Annotated in this window: 25 protein-coding genes; 7 read left to right on the top strand and 18 right to left on the bottom strand. The window is 46.5% G+C overall.

Annotation, left to right across the window (positions count from 1 at the left end; all coding sequences use genetic code 11):
* Positions 1-13 precede the first annotated feature (13 nt).
* The 7 genes from F0U83_RS03975 to bioB form a co-directional block, all read right to left on the bottom strand.
* Positions 14-859 carry a putative metalloprotease CJM1_0395 family protein gene (locus tag F0U83_RS03975; RefSeq protein WP_170221724.1) on the bottom strand — a complete coding sequence of 282 codons (846 nt, stop codon included), beginning with the start codon at positions 857-859 and terminating at the stop codon, positions 14-16.
* Positions 860-898: 39 nt separating this feature from the next.
* Positions 899-1144: a hypothetical protein gene (locus F0U83_RS03970; RefSeq protein WP_138986634.1), complete on the bottom strand. Its 246-nt coding sequence runs from the start codon at positions 1142-1144 to the stop codon at positions 899-901.
* Positions 1145-1233: 89 nt separating this feature from the next.
* Entirely contained in the window at positions 1234-1920 is a 687-nt protein-coding gene (bioD, locus tag F0U83_RS03965; RefSeq protein WP_138986633.1) for a dethiobiotin synthase, read from the bottom strand.
* Entirely contained in the window at positions 1913-2704 is a 792-nt protein-coding gene (gene bioC, locus F0U83_RS03960; RefSeq protein WP_138986632.1) for a malonyl-ACP O-methyltransferase BioC, read from the bottom strand. Before bioC ends, bioD begins: the two co-directional genes overlap by 8 nt.
* Positions 2697-3473, bottom strand: coding sequence for a pimeloyl-ACP methyl ester esterase BioH (gene bioH, locus F0U83_RS03955; protein ID WP_138986631.1), 777 nt, complete (start codon positions 3471-3473; stop codon positions 2697-2699). The genes bioC and bioH overlap by 8 nt, the downstream gene beginning before the upstream one ends.
* Positions 3473-4627, bottom strand: a complete 1155-nt coding sequence (gene bioF, locus F0U83_RS03950; RefSeq protein ID WP_138986630.1) for an 8-amino-7-oxononanoate synthase — start codon at positions 4625-4627, stop codon at positions 3473-3475. The genes bioH and bioF overlap by 1 nt, the downstream gene beginning before the upstream one ends.
* Before the next feature lie 78 nt (positions 4628-4705).
* A complete protein-coding gene (gene bioB / locus F0U83_RS03945) occupies positions 4706-5749 on the bottom strand; it encodes a biotin synthase BioB (protein WP_138986629.1) in 1044 nt (347 codons plus the stop codon).
* Between the two features lie 88 nt (positions 5750-5837).
* Between bioB and F0U83_RS03940 the strand changes: the two genes are divergently transcribed.
* The 4 genes from F0U83_RS03940 (at position 5838) to tsaA (ending at position 9752) form a co-directional block, all read left to right on the top strand.
* On the top strand, positions 5838-6536 hold the full coding sequence (locus tag F0U83_RS03940; RefSeq protein ID WP_138986628.1) for a ComF family protein: 699 nt from the start codon (positions 5838-5840) through the stop codon (positions 6534-6536).
* An 85-nt stretch (positions 6537-6621) separates the two neighbouring features.
* Positions 6622-8295, top strand: coding sequence for a Na/Pi cotransporter family protein (locus tag F0U83_RS03935; protein WP_138986627.1), 1674 nt, complete (start codon positions 6622-6624; stop codon positions 8293-8295).
* Positions 8292-9035, top strand: coding sequence for a sulfite exporter TauE/SafE family protein (locus tag F0U83_RS03930; protein WP_138986626.1), 744 nt, complete (start codon positions 8292-8294; stop codon positions 9033-9035). The genes F0U83_RS03935 and F0U83_RS03930 overlap by 4 nt, the downstream gene beginning before the upstream one ends.
* A gap of 12 nt (positions 9036-9047) precedes the next feature.
* Complete coding sequence (gene tsaA, locus F0U83_RS03925) at positions 9048-9752, top strand: tRNA (N6-threonylcarbamoyladenosine(37)-N6)-methyltransferase TrmO (protein WP_138986625.1); 705 nt, start codon at positions 9048-9050, stop codon at positions 9750-9752.
* Here tsaA and F0U83_RS03920 read toward each other — a convergent pair.
* Positions 9749-10345 (bottom strand): HvfX family Cu-binding RiPP maturation protein, encoded by a 597-nt coding sequence (locus F0U83_RS03920; protein ID WP_138986624.1) that lies wholly within the window; start codon positions 10343-10345, stop codon positions 9749-9751. The genes tsaA and F0U83_RS03920 overlap by 4 nt on opposite strands.
* A 164-nt stretch (positions 10346-10509) precedes the next feature.
* Between F0U83_RS03920 and F0U83_RS03915 the strand changes: the two genes are divergently transcribed.
* The 3 genes from F0U83_RS03915 to F0U83_RS03905 all read left to right on the top strand — a co-directional run bounded on the left by F0U83_RS03915 (position 10510) and on the right by F0U83_RS03905 (position 13429).
* Positions 10510-11493 carry an SLAC1 anion channel family protein gene (locus F0U83_RS03915; protein WP_138986623.1) on the top strand — a complete coding sequence of 328 codons (984 nt, stop codon included), beginning with the start codon at positions 10510-10512 and terminating at the stop codon, positions 11491-11493.
* 78 nt (positions 11494-11571) lie between these two features.
* Positions 11572-12867: an adenosylmethionine--8-amino-7-oxononanoate transaminase gene (gene bioA / locus F0U83_RS03910; protein WP_138986622.1), complete on the top strand. Its 1296-nt coding sequence runs from the start codon at positions 11572-11574 to the stop codon at positions 12865-12867.
* A gap of 127 nt (positions 12868-12994) precedes the next feature.
* Entirely contained in the window at positions 12995-13429 is a 435-nt protein-coding gene (locus tag F0U83_RS03905) for an acyl-CoA thioesterase (RefSeq protein WP_138986621.1), read from the top strand.
* A 53-nt stretch (positions 13430-13482) separates the two neighbouring features.
* Here F0U83_RS03905 and dnaB read toward each other — a convergent pair whose 3' ends face one another.
* The 10 genes from dnaB to F0U83_RS03855 all read right to left on the bottom strand — a co-directional run bounded on the left by dnaB (position 13483) and on the right by F0U83_RS03855 (position 21691).
* The gene (gene dnaB / locus F0U83_RS03900; RefSeq protein WP_138986620.1) at positions 13483-14868 is read right to left on the bottom strand and encodes a replicative DNA helicase; all 1386 of its coding nucleotides are present in this window, start codon (positions 14866-14868) and stop codon (positions 13483-13485) included.
* Between the two features lie 82 nt (positions 14869-14950).
* Positions 14951-15400 carry a 50S ribosomal protein L9 gene (rplI, locus tag F0U83_RS03895; RefSeq protein WP_138986619.1) on the bottom strand — a complete coding sequence of 150 codons (450 nt, stop codon included), beginning with the start codon at positions 15398-15400 and terminating at the stop codon, positions 14951-14953.
* 118 nt (positions 15401-15518) lie between these two features.
* Positions 15519-15746, bottom strand: a complete 228-nt coding sequence (gene rpsR, locus F0U83_RS03890) for a 30S ribosomal protein S18 (protein ID WP_138986618.1) — start codon at positions 15744-15746, stop codon at positions 15519-15521.
* 23 nt (positions 15747-15769) lie between these two features.
* Positions 15770-16183, bottom strand: a complete 414-nt coding sequence (gene rpsF / locus F0U83_RS03885; RefSeq protein ID WP_138986617.1) for a 30S ribosomal protein S6 — start codon at positions 16181-16183, stop codon at positions 15770-15772.
* 216 nt (positions 16184-16399) lie between these two features.
* Positions 16400-16807: an OsmC family protein gene (locus F0U83_RS03880; protein ID WP_138986616.1), complete on the bottom strand. Its 408-nt coding sequence runs from the start codon at positions 16805-16807 to the stop codon at positions 16400-16402.
* A gap of 17 nt (positions 16808-16824) precedes the next feature.
* Positions 16825-17637 (bottom strand): indole-3-glycerol phosphate synthase TrpC, encoded by an 813-nt coding sequence (gene trpC / locus F0U83_RS03875; RefSeq protein WP_138986615.1) that lies wholly within the window; start codon positions 17635-17637, stop codon positions 16825-16827.
* Between the two features lie 4 nt (positions 17638-17641).
* Complete coding sequence (gene trpD, locus F0U83_RS03870) at positions 17642-18664, bottom strand: anthranilate phosphoribosyltransferase (RefSeq protein WP_138986614.1); 1023 nt, start codon at positions 18662-18664, stop codon at positions 17642-17644.
* A 21-nt stretch (positions 18665-18685) separates the two neighbouring features.
* Entirely contained in the window at positions 18686-19273 is a 588-nt protein-coding gene (locus tag F0U83_RS03865) for an anthranilate synthase component II (RefSeq protein ID WP_138986613.1), read from the bottom strand.
* A 47-nt stretch (positions 19274-19320) separates the two neighbouring features.
* On the bottom strand, positions 19321-20634 hold the full coding sequence (locus F0U83_RS03860) for a nucleotide sugar dehydrogenase (protein WP_138986612.1): 1314 nt from the start codon (positions 20632-20634) through the stop codon (positions 19321-19323).
* Positions 20635-20650: 16 nt separating this feature from the next.
* Positions 20651-21691 carry an SDR family oxidoreductase gene (locus F0U83_RS03855; protein WP_138986611.1) on the bottom strand — a complete coding sequence of 347 codons (1041 nt, stop codon included), beginning with the start codon at positions 21689-21691 and terminating at the stop codon, positions 20651-20653.
* Between the last annotated feature and the right edge of the window lie 30 nt (positions 21692-21721).

Raw genomic sequence — 21721 nt, 5'->3', positions numbered from 1 at the left:
GTGAGAGTTTTTTTCAGACGTTTTTATCGATGATCGAACCTTCAGGAAACAACTTTTCAAAGGCACCCGCCTCTACCAACTTCAAATTGATCTTACGCAGGGTTTTCTGAATCTCATTAAGGCGGTCGTTAAAAGCTTGCAGGCTTTGCGTAGCAGCTTTGTCTGCTTCATGTTTTTCAGCACTTAATTCAAAAGGTGACTTTTTATCGGTAGTGTCATCTTGATTTGTACGTTCTTTTGTTTCCTCAGTTTCTTCCTCTATTGTCGTTTGCGAGCCTTCCTCTTGTTGCTTCGCCTGCTCAGCCTTGGCTATTTCTGCTCTCGCCTCAGCAGCCATTGCACGTGCATCCGCAGCAACCCTTCTATCCTGAGTAGAAGGCTCTGGTACAGATAAAGCAGCACGTATGATAGTTTCGGCCTTCTCTAACGTTGCTTGCGGATCATCAGGGACGGGAGAGGTGTCAATCCGTACCTCACCATCAACCGCATAGAGCTGACCGTCAGGACCTCGTTCATAAGAAAATGAGGGAGCTGATGCGTGTACGCCACCGACAGAGGCATGAATCCGCTCGTGATTCTTAACTTCCCGATCACGCTCAGCTAATTGTCGGGTGATCAGCTGCTCCTCTTGCAGGCGCTGCTTTTCACTCGCATCGTTACTCACAAGGCTAGACTCAGATACTACGGAAGACCTCAGAGAGGCATCATTTTTTGACTGACCATCTGAATTCAATTGGCTAGCTACAGGGGAAGTCGAAGCATCGAGATCTGCCTTTCGAGTAGCGTCTACAGGCCTAGCTGCCGATGAGCTATCTAGCGTTGAACGCGTCTGTAGTGATGAGTAATTGCTAATAATCACTCTAATACCCTCAGACCACCCTTCGGTGGTCGACCTATATCAAGCTCGCGTGTCGATATTGGTTCCGAGCACTTCGCTGGCATCCGTCACTACCTTAGTAGTTGCCGCTTCAGTTGCCGGATTCACGGTACTCTCTTGTAATGCAACATTAGCACCTCGTCCGGAAGCCAGCTCAGGCGCTTCAGGTTTACCATTACCCACCTGATCCCCTGCGACTTTCTGTGTATTATCTAATGTTCGATTTAAGCCAATCAGCCCTGTTTGGAGTGCACCTGAAATATTCATGCTTCTGACCTGCTATTGAGTTTACATTTCAAACCTGACTCTATTATAGGACAGAAATAGCAGTCTGTATAAATTTTATACAATGCAATTTATTCAACTAAAGCGTCAATCTTCAGGAATTCTGCTACAGATGCGGGAGACACATCCGATAAAAAAGGAACCACACCAAGCAAAGGAACCTGAAAAGCTCCTTTTAACGTCGCTAAGTTTTCTTCATAGCACGCCATTTCAGGGTCAACCAAATTCGCTACCCAGCCCGCTATCTGTAATCCATCACGCTTGATCGCCTCAGCCGTTAAAAGCGCATGGTTGATACAACCTAACTTCATACCGATAACCAAAATCACAGGCATATCCAGTATTTTTGGCACATTGGCATAGGTTTCTTGGTTATTTAAAGGTACCCTCCAGCCTCCTGCACCTTCAATCAATAGAAAATCAGCAGGATAAAACATCGCACCTCGGCAAAAAGCGGCTATACGATCTGCCGATAATCGCTTATCTATCTGGGCCGCTGCAATATGCGGCGCAATAGGTGGCTCCAATGCAAACGGATTCACCTCATCATAACTAATCGGGACACTAGCCGTTTGCTGCAATAACAGTGCATCGCTATTGCGAAGGCCATTTTCCGTTGGTTCACATCCGGCTGCTACCGGTTTTAAAGCAATGGTTTTTAGCCCTTGCTGATTTGCCTTCTCTAACAGCCCAGCGGTAACAATCGTTTTACCTGCATCCGTATCTGTGCCTGCAACAAAAAACTGCTTTTTAGCCATGGGTTTTCCTAAGCTTTAAATAATAGACTTCATACGTTGCAGGTAGCGTCCCCTGAGGTAGCCGCTGCTTTTCATAGGCGGAACGGAACGCTTTAACTCTGGCTGGCCCCGTGAGCCCTTTTGCCCGACCCGCATTCATATTATGTGCCCCCAACCCTTTTAGCTCTTGAGTGAGCTCCTTGAGTTGTTGGTAATGCAGGACTTTTATTTCAGTTGAAACATGCTCAGCTTCCAAACCCTGAGGTAAGGCCTGCAAAAGTGTTTCAGCAGGCAGGAAGCGATTAACGTGTTGGTAATCATCTACCTCCGACCAAGCCCGGCGCAACTCTTTGAGGGTATCCGGCCCCAACGTCGCAATAAAGGCGACACCATTATTGGCTAGAGCACGATGAATCGATGCAAATAGCGCCGTAATATCTTCACACCACTGTATAGCCAAACTAGAGAAGATGAGATCATAGTTTTCTAGATGAGCAGGTAGCTGCTCTGCATCAGCACAAACCCAGCTTACATCGGTCAAACCTCGATGTGCTCGGGCATAAGCTAGCATTCCGGGCGCTATGTCTAACCCTGTTAACGTGGCATTGGCAAACCGCTGGCTGAGCTTGTCGGTAAAATATCCCGTCCCACACCCCAAATCCATCACTTTTAACGGGCTACACATAGGGATACGTTGTAGGAGTGCTTTTCCTATGTCTCGTTGTAAAGCAGCTACACTATCGTACGTTGTGGCAGCCTTACTGAAGGATTCAGCGACCTGCTGTTTGTTAATCAGCTTATTCATGGCTAGATTTCGCACCTGCAAAGTCCAGCAACTCATCCATAAATTGGTCTGGGTTGGATAAAAAAGGCAGATGGCCCGCATGTTCGACCATACACACCCGTTGGACTGGGCAGTTAGATTGGAGCCAACCGGCAAGAGAAGCCGGTACTAACACATCCTCTTTACCCAAGACATGCAACGCAGGCACATTAATCTCCTGAAGCGTTGATCGATGATCCTCTTCTAACAGCACCAAGGTTTCGAGTAACGCGGTTGGTTCAGATCCTGACAAAATCTGTTTTAGTCGCTTTAAAATTGGTTTTGAATAGGTATCACCTTGCACTTGAAGTAAGCAAAATCGTGTAAGTGCTTTACTGCCCTGAGCCTTTATCAGGGACTTAAACTCAGTGTAGGTTGTCGTCGCCATACCCAGAGACCAACCATCTCTTTGCACAAAACAAGGATTAGACGCCACCGTGACAAGATGAGTGACTTTTTCAGGGTAGGTTTGCGCTATTAATGCTGCTATAACGCCGCCTAATGACCAGCCTATCCAAATAGCAGGGGCAGTGACGACCTCCGCAATACGCTGAGTGATGCTTTTTAAATCCATAGGGTCTGCAACATCAACGGATTGCCCTAGGCCCGGTATATCAATAACGGTTACAAAAAAGTACTGAGTGAGTTCTGGCAGCAAGCTCTCCCAGATATGCGAGTTCATACCCCAGCCATGCAGTAGTACTACGTCAGGCAAAGAGGAATCACCGTGCTGTTCGAACCAGACTTTCACTATTTCACTCGCTCCAACGCATCCAATAAACGATCAACCTGCGCCTCGGAATGCGCCGCGCTGAGCGTGACTCGCAAACGAGCGCTACCTTGAGGAACAGTGGGTGGCCGAATCGCTGTAATAAAAATACCTTGCTCCCGAAGGGCAGCACTCATTGTCATCGCTTTGGCAGAATCACCAATGAGAATCGGTTGAATGGGTGTGGGGGAATCCATCAACGTGAGGCCCAGTTGCTGACAGCCATCGCGAAAGCGCTGGATAAGCGATTTTAGTAACTCTCTACGCCATTGTTCAGCAATCACTAACTTCAAGCTGGCTCGGGTGGCCGCTGCAACGGCAGGCGGCATACTGGTCGTATAGATATAGGTACGCGCTTGTTGGATGAGTGTCTCGATCAATGTCTCACTGCCCGCAACAAAAGCGCCGGAGGTCCCAAACGCCTTCCCCAATGTACCCATTAATACGGGCAGATCATCCACCGACAGACCATAGTGTTCCGCTACTCCAGCTCCCGTTGCTCCGATGCACCCAAAACCATGAGCATCATCTACCATCACCCAGGCATCGTTCACCTTCGCCGTATGGCAGATAGCTGGCATATCCGCTACATCGCCATCCATACTGAAGACGCCATCTGTAACGACGAGCTTACGTCGAGCTTCTGTTTTTTCCAGTTTCTGCGCAAGACTCTCGGGACTATTATGTAGGTAACGCTGGAAACGAGCACCGCTTAGGAGACCCGCATCCAATAATGACGCATGATTTAGGCGATCCTCAAACACAGCATCTTGTTTGCCCACTAAAGCATTGACGGTTCCCATATTGGCCATATAACCGTTAGAAAACAGCAAAGCGCGTGGGCGTCCCGTAAAATCCGCCAGCTCCTCTTCTAACGCATGATGGTGGAAGCTATGACCACTGACTAAATGCGATGCCCCTCCCCCCACGCCATATTCATCAGCGGCTTGCTGGAATGCACGAATAAGGTCTGGATGATTCGCTAGACCTAAATAATCATTCGAACAGAAAGCGAGATAGGCTTTACCGTCTACCACAACCTCCGGCTGCTGAGGGCTCTCAAGTACCCGACGCTCTCGATAAAGGTCAGCCCGCTTACGGCTCACCAGTTCAGATGCTAATTGATCAAACGACATGGATAGACCTATGTTTAGAAGGGAAGGTACGTGGGCTGATCGTTTATATGGCAGCGTAATAGCTCTGCCTTATATCCATTACGCTTCGTAGAAAATGCCCTGATCCTGCTGACTTTGCAGGTCTTTCATGATTGCCGCTTCCTGGACAGTATCATCAACAGAAATACGCTGTTCAGGGTTGATACCCAAACGCTTAAATAGCTGTAGGTCTTTATGGGTTTCAGGGTTAGGTGTTGTCAACAGACACTCACCATAGAAAATTGAGTTAGCCCCTGCAAAGAATGTCATCGCTTGCATCTCATCGCTCATACTCTCACGGCCCGCTGACAAACGAACGTGCGACGCAGGCATCATGATACGTGCAACTGCAATCGTACGGATGAAGTCAAGATGATCGAGATCCTCTACATTTTCTAACGGAGTGCCCTTCACTTTTACCAGCATATTAATCGGTACACTCTCAGGCTGAACAGGCAGATTTGCTAACTGACGCAATAAGCCGATGCGATCTGTAGCCGTTTCACCCATGCCTAAAATGCCGCCACTACAGATCTTCATACCAGAGTCTCGCACATGCTGAAGTGTATCTAAGCGGTCCTGATAAGTACGCGTGGTGATAATTTTGTCGTAAAACTCCGGGGAAGTGTCTAAATTATGGTTGTAGTAATCTAAACCCGCATCGGCTAATTGATTGGCTTTGCCTTCATCCAACATACCCAGTGTCATACAGGTTTCCAAACCCAACGCTTTCACTTGTTTGACCATCTCAACGACATAGGGCATATCTTTATCAGCAGGATGCTTCCAGGCCGCGCCCATGCAGAAACGTGTCGAGCCACTGGCCTTCGCTTGTCGAGCTTTTTCAATAACCGTTTCAACCTGCAGAAGCCGTTCTTTTTCAAGCCCTGTGTTGTAATGGCCACTTTGTGGGCAATATTTGCAGTCTTCAGGACAAGCGCCGGTTTTGATCGACAGCAAGGTACTTACCTGCACTTCATTAGGGTTGAAGTACTGACGATGAACCGTCTGAGCCTTAAAAAGCAAGTCATTAAATGGCAGATCAAACAGAGCCTGCACCTCTTCAACTGTCCAGTCGTGGCGGATGGTTGCTTTTTCGCTCATTATATTCACTCTCTTTTGATACTCTGCTACAACGCAGGCAAGCTGATTGAAAGCACTATGATAATTCGACAGAAGGAACTGTCAACTTATGATTCACACAAAACAAAACAATAGATCAATAAATAAACAACCATGCTATCTATGCGATAGCCTCTGTTCTGGCTTTATATGCCAAGCGTGCCAGATAGAGTTACCGAAGCTAGAGAGACGCTGTTATCGTTGCGCACTGCCACTTAACGCTACAAGCCCTCAAACTATCTGCGGCCGTTGCATTAAATCACCACCCGCTTTCTCTTCAACACAAGCCGTATTTCATTATCGTTTTCCCATTAATAGTCTTTTACCGGCTATAAAACAGAGACACGAACTTCACCATCTGAACTGGCTTTGTGAAGCGCTATTAGAAGAGTTATTATCCAAACCTCAGGCATGGCCTGATGTGCTTATTCCTGTTCCCTCTCATGCTGGGCGACTTTTCGCTAGAGGGTTTAATCCCCCCACACTAATTGCTCGCTTTTTAGGCAAACAATTGGGCATTCCTGTCCTGATTAATCAGTTGATTAAGGTTAGGCGTACACCCCATCAGGCAGCATTATCCGCTCGCCAACGCCATACCAATCTTGCGGGAGCGTTCAGTTATAAAGGCGAGCCTTACTCACATGTGGCGATCGTAGATGACATCATGACGACTGGCGCCACTTTCCATGAAATCAGCCGCGTCCTGCTTGAGTGCGGGGTTCAGCGAGTCGATAATTGGGTTATCGCCAGAACACCTGCCGAACGATAACGCCCATGGATATACGTTAATAGCGCTTGTAAGCGTTTGATACTATTATTCTCTTATTATCGTACGCGCGAATGAGGGTAAGTCCTTGGATATATCGTTACTGGGTAGCCTTGCTGGAGGAATCGGCCTTTTCTTACTTGGCATGCACTTGATGACTCAAGGGCTAAGACAAGCAGCAGGCAAATCCCTAAAACGCGCTTTACATGCTGCGACAGAAAGCCGAATACGCGGTTTACTTTCAGGAACCCTGATCACGGCTATCGTCCAATCATCTAGTGCCGTCACGGTTGCCACCATCGGCTTTGTCAATGCGGGTTTGCTGTCGACTTCTCAATCCGTGGCTGTAATATATGGCTGCAATATCGGCACCACCATGACTAGCTGGCTGGTTGCCCTGATTGGTTTTAAGATAAAGATCAGCGCATTCGCTTTACCGATCATCGCCATAGGCATGCTTTTAAATCTCGTTTCTCCTCGCGAAAAATTGAAGCAGATCGGCTTTGCTTTAGCTGGTTTTGGTGTTTTCTTTATTGGGCTAGACTTTTTAAAAGAGAGCTTCGAAGGGTTAGAAGCCACTATCAATTTAGCGGCGTTCACTGACCTGCCTTTTAGTACCCTCTTATTTTTGCTGGCCGGTTTTGTCTTAACCTTTTTGATGCAGTCCTCTTCGGCTTCAATGGCTATTACGCTATCGTTGGCAGCCACAGGTTCTATAACAATGACAGCCGCCGCCTCATTAGTTATTGGGGCCAATTTAGGTACCACTACCACGGCAATGCTGGCGGTATTGGGCGCAACATCGAATGCCAAACGCATCGCATCCGCCCATGTGATCTTTAATTTAGTCACTGGCTGTGTGGGGTATGCGTTGCTGTTAATTTTTTCTTCGCAAATAGATCAATTGAACGCCAGCAGTATCAGCATGGTCACACTGCTGGCGTTGTTCCATACATTCTTCAATCTTTTAGGGGTTGCGATCATGTGGCCGCTAACAACACCGATGGTTACCTTCCTTGAGAAGCGCTTTCAAACTCAGGAAGAGAACATCAGCAAACCCCGTTATCTGGATAAAAATATCCTCTCAACACCCTATTTAGCTGTCGAAGCGATCGCTCAAGAGTTAGGAAGAGTCAGTCGTTTGAGTACCGGCATGGCGCTTGCTGCCATCAGCGAAGAGGGAACCAACCCACCGCAAATGGAGCGAGATCTTAATAGTGTGAGTTCTTTGGTATCGCAAATTGCAGCCTTTAATCAGAAAGTAGCGCAACAAAACCTCGATACTGAAATTTCTAACATATTGCCATCATCTCTTCGGGTTGCTCGCTATTTGAATGAAGTGGCACGTCTATCTTCCCGCTTAGTCGACTATCAAAACGCCCTTGATAATATCGATGATAACGGCGTGCAGCGCAGTGTGTACCTGTTCAAAAAAGATATCAGCGAACTGCTCAATGTCAGCCGTATTATAAAAGAGGGGGATACTGACAGTGAGCCCGCTCGAGTTTTGCTTAAAAAATTGGAACATGACTATCAGCAGATAAAAAACGATATTTTGAATTCAGCCTCTACAGGTAAATTAGCGCCAGAAGAGAGTGTCCTCTTGTTAGATGCAATCAGCCACCTCCGACGTTTAGCAGAGCAAGCGGAAAAAGCGTCTACTTATTGGAGTAGCATACTGCCTATGCAGCATAGAAACGCTCCTCTAATTGAACCTAAAATTAAAGCTGAAGTTCAAGCGTCACAAGCTAATCCCCAATGATTACTGATCCCCTGTTTTACGCCGTTGCTATCCCGGCGGTACTTATCACGGCCATATCGAAGGGAGGCTTTGGCGGTGGATTAGGGCTTCTCGGGGTACCTATGATGGCCCTAGTTATCGCGCCACAGACCGCTGCTGCCATCCTACTACCTATTTTATGCTTGATGGACGTAGTCGGATTATGGAGCTTTCGGGGAAAAAGCCACCGTCATAGTCTAACCACGTTATTACCGGCGGCAGCGGTGGGTATCGTCATAGGAGCGCTTACGTTCAAATACTTTACAGCTGATCATATTCGCTTAATCGTAGGAACAATCGCCGTTGCTTTTGCACTGAACTATTGGCTTAAACCAAAAAACAGAGCACCCAAAAAGCCCTCTAGGTTACGAGGGTCTTTTTGGGGCACCATCGCTGGTTTCACTAGCTTTGGCGTCCACGCAGGCGGCGCACCTCTCAATACTTACCTTTTACCACTCAAGCTTCCCAAGCAAGAGTATGCCGCTACCAGTATCGTTTTTTTCGCCAGTATTAATTTTATGAAGCTCGTGCCATATACTTGGCTTGGTCAATTCAACACAGAAACTTTATCCACTGCAGTAGCTCTTGCCATATTGGCACCCATAGGGGTTTTAATCGGCGTTAAGTTACATCATCGAATCAGTGATCAATGGTTTTATCAAATCTGTTATGCTTTGCTTTTTTTAATGGGTATTAAGCTCCTTTTTGATGCCTTGAGCTGATGGTCTTTGCCTATGAATTTTGAACCTATTGGTATTATCCATAATGGCTACAAAGAGAAGTTCGGAATCCCTCGACAACCCGGCCTAGCCACATCAATGGTATCAACCATTGAGTTACTCTCGGAGTACTCTCAGGAGGAAGTCGTACGGGGGCTAGAAGGCTGTTCTCACATTTGGCTTATATTTATCTTTAGCGCCTGTGTGGATAAAGGCTGGAGTCCTACCGTTCGCCCCCCTCGCTTTGGTGGAAACCAGAGAATGGGAGTATTAGCTACCCGCTCTCCTTTTCGCCCTAATCCTATTGGCCTCTCGGCTGTTAAGCTGGAAAAAATTGAGACGGATAGCGGCAAAGTGATTTTGACGGTCAGCGGAGCTGATTTATTAGACCAGACGCCTGTTCTGGATATAAAGCCTTATATACCCTATTCAGATAGCCTACCCGATGCCCACTGTCATTATGCTCAAGGATACGATCCACTGTCACTCCCAGTAAAATTTACGCCAGAATCACTGAGATTCTGTGAGCAGGTAGAAAAGCGATCAGGTCTTGCTTTAATAAAACAGATTATAGAAATTTTACGGTGTGACCCAAGACCTGCGTATCAACGTTCAGCCGAGCGGGAGTATGGTATTCGTTTGCATGATTACAATATTCGCTGGTCAATTGACGATAAAGAAGCCATTCACGTGCTGGCTGTTGAGGAATGCGAAGACTAGCGATCTTCCCAGTAACGCTTAAACCAATAATCAAAACTCACATAACGCCCACCACCGGTAAACGCCAAGCTCAGGAGCATCGAAATATAGATCACACTTTGTTCGATACCATTATTGAGAATCACTAAGTGCCCCTTTTCTACCAGCCAGTCATAGTCCCCATAAGTTTGCAGAATCGCTTGGGCTGCTGCCATCCTCTTTGCCGACTCATTTACCCTATCACTCGCCAGCCAAGCCTCCGGCTCCGCTATCCACTGCCAACCGTTACCCCATTGAAAAGCGAACATCGATACCAGCAAGATTAGAAGCATCGGCAATATAGCGACACGTGTCGCTACACCCGCCAAAAGACACGCACCCGCTAAGAGCTCCAGCCCAGCCAGCAAACCCACTAAATAACTCCCCCCTAGCATGCCCAAACCATATTGCGAACTTTCGAACCAATCAGAGACCGCTGCAAAGTTATCTATTTTGTACCAACCAGACTGTAGAAACACCATCATAAGAATCATACGAAACAGTAGAGGAGGTAGCCCAGAGAAATGAGCTAAGTCCACACGCCTCCACCTACCACGCTTCTTTTTAACATCCATGGTGCACCCTAAAACAAATAAGCTGTTATATATCCTGTAGTTATTCTAGCAGTTGATTAAAAAAACGCGCATGAGTCGCCGAATTAGGTATATTTTAGCTTGGCGGGAATTCATAAAAGCAATATTATATATTAGATATTTCTAAACTAATAACGGAGAGATCTATGTCTGATCTACCCTTAGGTACTCAGCAGGCTGGCAGTAAACTCCAGCATATGCCTGTTGCGTTTTTTGCTATGATCATGGGAACACTCGGCCTGACCCTCGCGTGGCAGAAATCAGCCCACGTCCTAGGGCTACCTGCACTCGTTCCTCAAGTACTCCTTATCTTATCTGCACTGGTTTTTATCACGATTGTACTGAGCTATTTGCTAAAAATATTCCGCTACCCAACGGAGGTGATCGCTGAGTTCAACCATCCCATTAAGATGAGTTTTTTCCCTGCCTTTTCTATCGGTATTATCTTAATGAGCATCGCAACACTCGAAGTTTCTTCAGAGTTATCGCGATTTTTATGGGTACTTGGAAGCTCCCTACAATTGATTTTTACCCTTAATGTGCTAACTCGTTGGATTCACCACCCTAACTTCCAAATTGCCCACAGTACGCCAGCCTGGTTTATACCGGTTGTGGGAAATATTTTGGTACCCATAGCCGGCGTTGAGCATGGTTTTTATGAAGTCTCATGGTTTTTCTTCAGCATTGGCATCATTTACTGGCTTGTACTCAAAACGCTGATCTTTAACCGTGTGATTTTCCATGACCCTTTACCCGAAAAGCTATTACCTACTCTCTTTATCCTCATTGCACCACCAGCTGTCGGCTTTATCTCCTACATGAAGCTGAACAATGAAGTGTTGGATGGCTTTGCGAGGATTCTGTTTTACACGGGCGCATTTTTGGTACTACTGCTTTTCACTCAGTTTTTGCGTTTTTCTCGTATCAAATTTTTTATGTCTTGGTGGGCTTACTCATTCCCATTAGCGGCTTTTACTATCGCGTCGCAAATTATGTATCTGCGCACAGGTTCTGGGCTGTTTTCAATGCTCAGCTACATCATGCTAGCCATCGTCACAGGCGTAGTTTCAATCCTCTTAGTCCGAACGATTAAAGCGATTTTTAGCGGCCACGTTTTCCAGCCAGACTAACTTCAACACAGTCTCAAACGATTGCGCTTTTACTGGTAACGGGCTCTAATAGAGTCCGTTTTATATGGAGGAGCTTGTATGACAAAAATCACAGCCGAACAGATCAGGTTTGATCAGGACCACATCTGGCACCCTTACTCATCTATGATCAATCCTCCTCCTGCCTACCCCGTTACATCAGCTAAAGGCGTGCACCTCACCTTATCGGACGGGAGCACCTTGATTGATGGCATGGCTTCTTGGTGGTCAGTCATTCATGGCTATAACCACCCAGAACTTAACGCAGCGGCCCACGCTCAGATCGATCAGATGGCACATGTAATGTTTGGGGGTATTACCCATGAACCAGCCATCGAGTTAGCACGAAAACTCATCGATCTGACCCCACCCGCTCTGGAAAAAGTCTTTATTGCCGACTCCGGGTCAGTTGCTGTTGAGGTTGCCATCAAAATGGCGATCCAATATTGGCATGCTGCTGGTAAACCCGAAAAGCACAAACTTGTCACTATTCGTAATGGCTACCATGGGGATACGTTTGGTGCCATGTCGGTTTGCGACCCCGTCAATGGTATGCATGAGATCTTCACCGACGTTTTACCCCAACACTTTTTTGCCCCACGACCTGAAACTGGTTTTTATGAGGACTGGGACCCGGCTGATATAGCACCATTACGAGCGTTAATAGAAACCCATCACCATCAACTGGCCGCGTTAATTTTAGAACCTATTGTGCAAGGGGCTGGTGGGATGCGGCTCTACTCCCCTCACTATCTCAAAGAGGCCCGATCACTGTGTGATCAATATGGCTTACTGCTTATTGCCGACGAAATCGCGACAGGTTTTGCCAGAACGGGTGAAATGCTTGCATGCCACCACGCCAATATTGAGCCAGATATCCTTTGCTTGGGCAAAGCGATAACCGGTGGTTATATGTCTTTGGCAGCAACCCTAACCACCCGACATATCGCAGAGACCATTTCTGCAGGCGGCGCGGGATGTTTTATGCATGGCCCCACCTTTATGGGGAACCCATTAGCCTGTGCTGTCGCTAACACCAGCATAAAATTATTATTAGCGTCGGACTGGCGTAATAATCTAAAACGCATTGAAAAGCAGTTAATTCATGGCCTTGCACCTGCGACTGAGTTAAACATAACCCAAGAGGTTCGCTGCCTTGGCGGTATTGGTGTCATTGAGCTAAAGCAGCCTGTGGAGAGCGTACGGATTCAAAAAATGTTTGTAGATGAAGGTATTTGGGTACGCTCTTTTGGCAAGCTGGTTTACATTATGCCGCCTTACGTTATGGATAATGAAACACTACAGCAACTAACATCCGCAATGGTTCGGGTACTACACCGCTACCAATTAGCTTAGCCTTAGGCGAGAACTGATACTTTTAATATCCCATTATTGAAGAAAAATAGAGCACCGATAGAGGTTCATCATTAATAGATACCTCTGCTAATATGTTCTGCGTTGCTATACATAAGAAGGATGATCCATGGCACGTATCAAAATTGAAATGCCCGAAAATTATACGTTCACCACCGAGCTACCTATACGTATAAATGACATCAATTATGGTGGCCACCTTGGAAACGATGCGGTTTTATCAATGATGCATGAAGCTCGCATCCGTTTCTTAAATTATTATCATTACACCGAGCTGGATGTAGAAGGCGCCGGTATTATCATGACCGACTCTGCCATTGTTTACCGATCGGAAGGTTTTTACGGTGACACCGTTAAGATCGATGTAACGGTGGGAGATTTTAACCGTTACGGTTGCGATATTTATTATCTATTAACCAATAAGAAAACAGCAGCAGAAATTGCTCAAGCCAAAACCGGCATCGTGTTTTTTGATTACGAGCAGCGTAAAGTCATACCGGTACCCGAAGCATTCCAGGCGAGTATGCAAAAAGAGGCGGGCTAACGCTTTTTTATACATCTTTAACAGCCGGCCACTGAGTGTCGGCTTATTATTATCTATTCGTCAAAATCTTCGTAGCTTCCTTTGGCAAGGTTTTCAAAGCGGGTATATTTGCCAATAAACGCCAATTTGATCGATCCTATCGGACCATTACGCTGTTTACCGATTATAATTTCTGCGATCCCTTTATCTTGCGAGTCCTCGTTATACACTTCATCTCGATAGATAAACATGATCACATCGGCATCCTGCTCAATCGCTCCCGATTCACGTAAATCAGAGTTTACTGGCCGCTTATTGGGTCGGTTCTCCAAGCTACGGTTAAGCTGAGACAACGCTATCACAGGGCAATTCATCTCTTTCGCTAACGCCTTCAAGGAGCGGGAAATTTCTGAAATCTCTTCAGCACGGCTAGAACTTTTACCCGTTTTAATCTGCATCAGCTGAAGATAATCCACCATAATCATAGACAGATCACCATGCTCACGAACAATTCGCCGTGCTCGGGTTCTCATCTCATTAGGGCTAATGCCTGATGTATCATCGATAAATAGCGGCTTATCACGCAGCATATTGACTGCGGTGGTCAGTTTTGGCCAGTCTTCTTCATCAAGCTGACCTGTTCTTACTTTAGTTTGGTCGATTTTGCCAATAGAGGACAACATACGAGAAATTAGCTGATCAGCCGGCATCTCTAAACTAAAAACCAGCACAGGACGCTCTTCAGCCATAAGTGCGTTCTCAACCAAGTTCATCGCAAAGGTTGTTTTACCCATGGATGGACGGGCTGCAACGATAATCAGATCCGATGGCTGCATACCGGCTGTTCGGTCATCCAGATCGTCAAACCCTGTGGTTACCCCCGTTAGCTGATCACTGTTATTGAACAGAAAATCGATCCTATCGACCGCTCTTTTCAAAAGAGGATTAACAGGCTCAGGGCCACCTTGGTTGGGTCTATTTTCAGCTATTTGGAATATTTTCTGCTCGGCTTCATTGAGTATCTCATCGGAAGCACGACCCTCAGGATAGAAGGCATTCTCGGAGATCTCTTGTGCAACACTAATCATCTGTCGCAAAAGAGCACGATCACGAACAATCTCAGAATAAGCGCGAATGTTAGATGCACTTGGGGTATTTTTTGCCAGCTCTATAAGGTAGTCCAACCCCCCTGCTTTTTCTAAATCACCGGTTCGGTCCAACTCCTCCGACAGTGTAACCACATCAATAGGCTGCTGGTTATTCACCAGTTTTTGCATCACCCGGAAAATAAGACGGTGATCATGACGATAAAAGTGATCTTCAATGACCACTTCTGAAGCGGTATCCCACGTATTGTTGTCCAACATCAATCCACCAAGGACTGATTGTTCCGCCTCAATGGAGTGTGGAGCAACTTTTACGTTTTCAACTTCCTCATCATGCATTTCAGCAAATTGCATGTATTTTCTAACCCCTAAAAGTAAAAAAGCACTGCGCAGTATTCTACGCAGTGCTTTTCAAGACGTGAACGTTTTATGCGAATTAATTTTCGCCAACAACGCTCACAGTCACAGATGTTGTTACTTCAGCGTGTAACTGAACAGCAACTTCAAACTCACCTGTGTGACGCAGAGCGCCTTCAGGCAAGCGAACTTCGCTTTTGCAAACTTCCTGACCAGCAGCAACCAGCGCTTCAGCGATATCGCGAGTACCGATAGAACCGAACAATTTACCTTCGTCACCCGCTTTAGAAGCGATAGTAACAACAAAACCATTCAATGCTTCAGCACGCGCTTGAGCAGCAGCTAGTTTCTCTGCAGCTGCTTTTTCAAGCTCTGCACGACGTTCTTCAAATTTTGCAACATTAACCGCTGTTGCAGGAACAGCTTTACCTTGTGGAACTAGGTAGTTACGACCAAAACCAGCCTTAACTGATACTTTGTCACCTAAAGCACCCAGCTTACCAACTTTCTCGAGCAGGATAACTTCCATCTCGTAAACCTCTATTGTTCTGCAGATACACTGCAGTACTTAATCCTGACTGACGACAAACACGATCTGTCAGCCCCGTAATCACTTTATATTAGCTGCCTTAAAGACAGCCAAAACCTTACAGGTGGTTATCAGTGTAAGGTAGCAGTGCCAAGTAACGTGCACGCTTGATAGCAGTAGCCAGCTGACGCTGGTAACGCGCTTTAGTACCAGTGATACGGCTTGGTACGATTTTACCTGTTTCAGTGATGTAGCCTTTCAGTACATCCAGATCTTTGTAATCGATCTCTTTAACACCTTCAGCCGAGAAACGGCAGAACTTGCGGCGACGAAAAAAACGAGCCATGGGAATATCTCCTAATTAAATAATTACTCAGCAGTAGCTTCTTCAGTAGATGCTTCTTCAGCCGCAGGCTTTTCTTCCTGGCGCGGCTCTTCACGGCGAGGCTTACGCTCTTCACGTGCTTCAGCTGCTTTAATTGGAGACACTTCAGTCACTGCTTCTTTACGACGAATCATCAAGTTGCGCAGTACTGCGTCGTTATAACGGAACATATTTTCCAGTTCGTCCAGAGTTTCCTGGGCGCACTCAATGTTCATTAGGACGTAGTGTGCTTTGTGTGCGTTGTTAATTGGGTAAGCCAGTTGACGACGGCCCCAATCTTCCAGACGGTGGATTTTACCGTTAGCACCTTCGATTGCATTGGTATAACGCTCTACCATTGCAGGTACTTGCTCGCTCTGGTTCGGGTGAACCATGAACACGATTTCGTAATGACGCATTGTAGCTCCTTACGGGTTGTAGCCTTCGGTCATACAGTGAGTATCGTACCACTCAGCACTTAACGTCTGAGCATTGCCGAAAGCAAGGAGGTTAATAGTATTTTCTCAAAAGAGCGCGGCATTATACGCTTTACCACGGTGAGTTACAAGTATAGCAATGTAAAAAGCCCCGAATAGTCGGGGCTGAGAATAAACAAGGTGGCTGCTTAGCAGGGCCTATTCTACTTCGCGTATTTCATAGCTGTGGGTAATTTCTACCCCACCTTTTTCCAACATCAATGAAGCTGAGCAATATTGTTCAGCTGATAACTTAACAGCCTTCTCGACATGCTTTTCCTTGAGACCACGGCCGCTGACAATAAACTTCACATGGATCTTAGTAAAAACTGCTGGAATAGCATCAGCACGCTCAGCAGAGATCTCAGCAACACAATCAACAACATCTTGTCGTGTTTTCTTTAATATGCCGATCACGTCATAACTTGTGCAACCACCCAATCCTAATAGCATCAGCTCCATAGGACGAGGCCCCTGCTTTAGTTCACCATCAATAGTGATATTGAAGCCCGAACCGGTAGTTCCCTGAAAACGTACATCACCATCCCACTTTACCTGCGCATTCATCGTCACAGCGTATCCCCTTAAACAAATAATTCTTTGAGCTTGGCACCTGGGTCTTCGGCACGCATAAAGGTTTCACCAACAAGGAAGCTAAATACCTGGCGATCTTTCATTGCCTGAACATCATCACGGGTATGTATTCCACTTTCTGTTACAACAATACGATTTTCCGGTATAAATTTTAGCAACTCAAAGGTGTTGTCTAAGCTCACTTCAAAGGTGTGTAGATTACGATTATTGATGCCAATAAGGCGATTATTCAATTTCAACGCCCTTTCCAGCTCATCTCCACCATGCACCTCAACCAGTACATCCATCCCAAGTTTATGAGCTAAATCGTTTAACTCACTCATTTGCGCATCTTCTAACGCTGACACAATGAGTAAGATGCAGTCAGCCCCAATACTACGCGCTTCAAAAATCTGATAAGGGTCAACAATAAAATCTTTACGAATCACCGGTAACGAACACGCCGCACGCGCTTGCTTCAAATAGGTTTCGTGACCTTGGAAAAAGTCCGCATCGGTCAACACGGATAAACAGCTCGCACCGCCCGCTTGGTATGAACGTGCGATATCCGCAGGAATGAAAGGATCACGCAGTAGCCCCTTCGAAGGGCTGGCTTTTTTAATCTCAGCAATCACCGCAGGCAGGCCACCCGCAATAGAATGAGCCATAACGTTGGTAAAACCACGTGGACTCATTTCTGAGTTAGCTGATTGTCGTTTAATCGCCTGTTCCAAGTCGGCTAGCGTCTTTGAAGTCGAGCGCTCTGCAACTTCTTCAAATTTACGCGCAAGAATTTTTCTAAGTATAGTTGGGGTATCTGACATAGTTTTACTCTTTCAATCCTTGGCTAAAGGCCGCTAACTGTTTCATTTTGTTGGTCGCAGATCCATCTAAAATAGCACTCTTTGCTCTAGCTACACCAGCCGCCAAGGTCGCTTCAAGATCGGCCACATATAACGCCGCGCCCGCATTCAAGGCAATCATATCGATCGCTTTCTCATGCTTTCCAGCAAAAGCAGACTCAATCATAGCTAAACTTTCTAATGAGCCGCTAACCTGTAAACCATCCAAAGATTGGCTGCTTAAGCCTGCTTTTTCTGGTGTCAGGACATATTCGACCACCTCACCCTCTTTTAATTCAGCAACGAAGGTATCACCCGCTAAACTGATTTCATCCAGCCCGTCTGCTGAATGCACTACCATTGCGTGCTTCGCTCCCAAGGCTTTCAAAGCCTCTGCCAAAGGTCGGCAAAGCGATCGGTCAAACACACCCAATAAGTAATGCTTTACACCGGCTGGGTTGGTAAGAGGCCCTAAGACATTAAAAATAGTACGTAACGCCATCTCTTTGCGAGGCCCAATCGCGTACTTCATGGCGCTATGATGCTGTGGGGCAAACATAAAGCCAACACCGACTTCATCAATGCAGCGAGCAACATGCTCTGGACTCAACACCAAATTAACACCGCTAGCTTCTAACAGATCAGCTGAACCCGAGCTTGATGATACCGAGCGATTACCATGCTTAGCGACAACACCACCTGCAGCTGCTACAACAAATGCGCAAGCAGAGGAGACATTAAACAAGTTGGAGCCATCTCCTCCCGTCCCTACAATATCTACCGCATTACTGGACGAAATCGCTACAGGCACTGCCAGTTCACGCATAACTTGCGCGGCGGCTGTTATTTCATCAACCGTCTCGCCTTTCATCCGTAAGGCGATCAGCAAACCTCCTATTTGAGCGTCTGTTGCCTGCCCGGACATTATCTGATGCATGACGCTCTGCATCTCGTCTATAGAAAGATTTTGGCCCCCAACAATTGCAGCCAAAGCCTGTTTAATGTCCATTCATCGCTCCTGTTATCATCATTACTTAACGCCGCGTTGCAGGAAATTCGAAAAGAGTTCATGTCCCTGCTCTGTCAAAATAGCTTCTGGGTGAAACTGAATGCCCTCAACATCATACGTTTTATGTCGCACGCCCATGATCTCATCAGGCTCACCAGCTTCATTTAACGTCCATGCGGTTACCTCTAAACAGTCGGGCAACGTCTCCTTATCAATCACTAAAGAATGATAGCGTGTAACATCTAGAGGGTTGTTTAGACCTTCGAATACTCCTTTGCCCTCATGATGCACCCAAGAGTTTTTCCCATGCATCACTTTACCTGCTCGCACAATCATACCACCAAACACCTGACCGATAGTCTGATGCCCCAAGCAAATACCTAACACAGGAATTTTGCCTGAAAAGTGGCGAACGGCTTCAATAGAGATACCCGCCACTTCTGGCGTACACGGACCCGGAGAGATAACTAAATGAGAAGGGGCCATGTGTACCAGTTGATCAACAGATAGTTCGTTATTTCTCACAACATGTACATCCGCCCCAAGCTCTTTAAAGTACTGAACGACGTTAAAGGTAAACGAATCAAAGTTATCGATCATTAACAGCATAGATATCTTATCTAATTAATTCAGTAAACAGTGCTGACTCGCAAACATCATAAGCGCCAAAGATCTATATCTGCCGCCATAAATGCTTCTCGATCTAATATCGATTTAACATCCATTAGAATGCCGTTTTCAGTCAATAATGGCGTAAAATCCGATACCGAAAGCGACCGATAGAACTGATGCGCAACCGCAAGAATTACAGCATCTGCTTGCGGCAATTGCGCCCAATCCTGAAGCTGCACACCATACTCATGCATCGCCTCGTCAGCCTTTGCTATAGGGTCATGGACAACCACATCACAACAATAGCTTTGCAGTTCGTTAATAATATCTTCCACGCGAGAATTACGCAGGTCCGGGCAGTCTTCTTTAAAGGTTAAACCTAGGATAACCACCTTTGCACCATTGACCTGTTTACCTCTTTGAATCAAGTTTTTTACGGTTTGCTCGGCAAGGTATTTACCCATGCCATCATTAATCTGCCGCCCTGCGAGTATCACCTGAGGATGGTGCCCCGCGGTTTCCGCTTTATAAGTAAGGTAGTAAGGATCAACACCTATGCAGTGACCGCCCACAAGGCCAGGTCTGAACGGCAAGAAATTCCACTTAGTCCCTGCAGCTTCCAACACATCCAACGTGTCTATTCCTAGCTTGTGGAAAATGAGGGATAGCTCATTCATTAGCGCGATATTTAAATCGCGCTGAGTATTTTCTATTACTTTTGCCGCTTCGGCGACTTTTACAGACGCTGCTCGATGAACCCCGGCATCGACTACTCGCTCATAGAGCTCTGCCACTTTTTCAAGCGTCTGCGCGGTATCTCCTGCCACAATTTTAACTATCGTCTCTAGGCGGTTAACCTTATCACCGGGATTAATACGCTCAGGCGAATAGCCTATATAGAAGCCATTATTAGCTGGGACGGATGAAGAAGATTCATTGCCGGCCCACTTCAGGCCTGACTCAGCCTCTAAAATAGGCACGCAAACCTCTTCTGTGCATCCTGGATAAACTGTCGATTCAAAGATTACGATAGTACCTGCTGACAGGTTAGCCCCCACGGTTTTGCAGGCGCGCTCTAATGGCGTTAAGTCCGGACGTCGTGCCTGATCAATAGGCGTGGGTACTGCAACGATGATCATCGAGGCATCTTTTAGTCTGGCAGGGTCACTGGTGTATTCCAAGCCCGCAGCCGCTGCCAGCCCTTCTGGCTCGACCTCGCCACTGGGGTCGACCCCTTTACGGTAATTTGACAGCTTATTTTCGTCCAGATCAAAACCGATGGTTGGTATACGTTTTCCGAAAGCGACTGCCAGTGGCAAACCAACATACCCCAACCCTACCACTGCGATTTTTTTCATACCCAATCCATCCAAATTAAACGTTTGACTGCAACTGCTGAGCAGCAAACCATAAGACTGTTTCTTCTAACCCCGCATCGATACGGTGAGAAGGCTCATACCCTAACAGCGACTTCGCTTTACTAATGTCTGCTTGAGAGTGCCTCACGTCACCACCACGAAAATCTGCATATTCAGGCTCTATGCCGGCAAGCGCTGGCGCATATGGCGTAATCCGCTTTTTAAGTCCTTGATAAAGCTCATTCAAGCTGGTTCGATCCCCTAGGGCAACATTGTAAATCTGGTTAATTGCCGCCTCGTTCTGCGTAGTTGCTGCCAGAAGATTCACCTGCACAGCATTTTTCACGAAACAAAAATCCCGAGAGGTTTCGCCATCACCGTTGATGCGACAAGCTTGCGCTTCAAACAACTGTGCACACCATCGAGGAATAACCGCAGCGTAAGCACCTTGCGGGTCTTGTCTTGGACCAAAGACATTAAAGTAACGCAGACCAATCGCCTCTAAACCGTAGGTACGGGCAAAAACATCAGCATATAATTCATTTACGTATTTCGTGACCGCATACGGGGAAAGCGGCTTACCGATAACATCCTCGACCTTCGGCAAGCCTGGGTGGTCACCATAAGTTGAAGAAGATGCCGCATAAACAAAGCGCTTTACGTTGGCATCTCGGGCAGCGATCAACATATTCAGAAAGCCGTTGATATTAGACTCATGGCTGGTTAACGGGTCATCTATTGAACGAGGCACGCTACCTAATGCTGCTTGATGAAGTACATAGTCAACGCCTGCGACAACCGCGCTACAGTCTTCTGGATGTCGAATATCTTTCCTGTGGAGAGTAAAACGCTGCCATGCTTCTGGGCCAACTCTCTGCTCTACCTCATCAAGATTGATCTGCCGACCCGTTGAGAAGTTATCCATCCCAACCACAGTCTGCCCGAGTAATAGCAGTTCTTCTAGCAGGTGTGAACCAATAAAACCTGCAACACCTGTTACCAACCACGTGTGCGACTGCTGACTCAACCGAGACTTTAAATTTTCATAAGCAGACATTGATAAAACCTATTTTGTATCAATACGATG

The organism is Neptunomonas concharum (assembly GCF_008630635.1).
Taxonomy (GTDB): domain Bacteria; phylum Pseudomonadota; class Gammaproteobacteria; order Pseudomonadales; family Balneatricaceae; genus Neptunomonas; species Neptunomonas concharum.
The sequence above is the reverse complement of the archived record's forward strand: the minus strand, read 5'-3'. Positions and strand labels throughout refer to the sequence as shown.

Excerpts from the sequence above, each read along its gene's own strand:
- F0U83_RS03970 (WP_138986634.1), bottom strand. The coding sequence starts at position 1,144 with ATGAATATTTCAGGTGCACTCCAAACAGGGCTGATTGGCTTAAATCGA.
- bioD (WP_138986633.1), bottom strand. The coding sequence starts at position 1,920 with ATGGCTAAAAAGCAGTTTTTTGTTGCAGGCACAGATACGGATGCAGGT.
- bioC (WP_138986632.1), bottom strand. The coding sequence starts at position 2,704 with ATGAATAAGCTGATTAACAAACAGCAGGTCGCTGAATCCTTCAGTAAG.
- bioF (WP_138986630.1), bottom strand. The coding sequence starts at position 4,627 with ATGTCGTTTGATCAATTAGCATCTGAACTGGTGAGCCGTAAGCGGGCT.
- bioB (WP_138986629.1), bottom strand. The coding sequence starts at position 5,749 with ATGAGCGAAAAAGCAACCATCCGCCACGACTGGACAGTTGAAGAGGTG.
- F0U83_RS03940 (WP_138986628.1), top strand. The coding sequence starts at position 5,838 with ATGATTCACACAAAACAAAACAATAGATCAATAAATAAACAACCATGC.
- F0U83_RS03930 (WP_138986626.1), top strand. The coding sequence starts at position 8,292 with ATGATTACTGATCCCCTGTTTTACGCCGTTGCTATCCCGGCGGTACTT.
- tsaA (WP_138986625.1), top strand. The coding sequence starts at position 9,048 with ATGAATTTTGAACCTATTGGTATTATCCATAATGGCTACAAAGAGAAG.
- F0U83_RS03920 (WP_138986624.1), bottom strand. The coding sequence starts at position 10,345 with ATGGATGTTAAAAAGAAGCGTGGTAGGTGGAGGCGTGTGGACTTAGCT.
- F0U83_RS03915 (WP_138986623.1), top strand. The coding sequence starts at position 10,510 with ATGTCTGATCTACCCTTAGGTACTCAGCAGGCTGGCAGTAAACTCCAG.
- bioA (WP_138986622.1), top strand. The coding sequence starts at position 11,572 with ATGACAAAAATCACAGCCGAACAGATCAGGTTTGATCAGGACCACATC.
- F0U83_RS03905 (WP_138986621.1), top strand. The coding sequence starts at position 12,995 with ATGGCACGTATCAAAATTGAAATGCCCGAAAATTATACGTTCACCACC.
- dnaB (WP_138986620.1), bottom strand. The coding sequence starts at position 14,868 with ATGCAATTTGCTGAAATGCATGATGAGGAAGTTGAAAACGTAAAAGTT.
- rplI (WP_138986619.1), bottom strand. The coding sequence starts at position 15,400 with ATGGAAGTTATCCTGCTCGAGAAAGTTGGTAAGCTGGGTGCTTTAGGT.
- rpsR (WP_138986618.1), bottom strand. The coding sequence starts at position 15,746 with ATGGCTCGTTTTTTTCGTCGCCGCAAGTTCTGCCGTTTCTCGGCTGAA.
- rpsF (WP_138986617.1), bottom strand. The coding sequence starts at position 16,183 with ATGCGTCATTACGAAATCGTGTTCATGGTTCACCCGAACCAGAGCGAG.
- F0U83_RS03880 (WP_138986616.1), bottom strand. The coding sequence starts at position 16,807 with ATGAATGCGCAGGTAAAGTGGGATGGTGATGTACGTTTTCAGGGAACT.
- trpC (WP_138986615.1), bottom strand. The coding sequence starts at position 17,637 with ATGTCAGATACCCCAACTATACTTAGAAAAATTCTTGCGCGTAAATTT.
- trpD (WP_138986614.1), bottom strand. The coding sequence starts at position 18,664 with ATGGACATTAAACAGGCTTTGGCTGCAATTGTTGGGGGCCAAAATCTT.
- F0U83_RS03865 (WP_138986613.1), bottom strand. The coding sequence starts at position 19,273 with ATGCTGTTAATGATCGATAACTTTGATTCGTTTACCTTTAACGTCGTT.
- F0U83_RS03860 (WP_138986612.1), bottom strand. The coding sequence starts at position 20,634 with ATGAAAAAAATCGCAGTGGTAGGGTTGGGGTATGTTGGTTTGCCACTG.
- F0U83_RS03855 (WP_138986611.1), bottom strand. The coding sequence starts at position 21,691 with ATGTCTGCTTATGAAAATTTAAAGTCTCGGTTGAGTCAGCAGTCGCAC.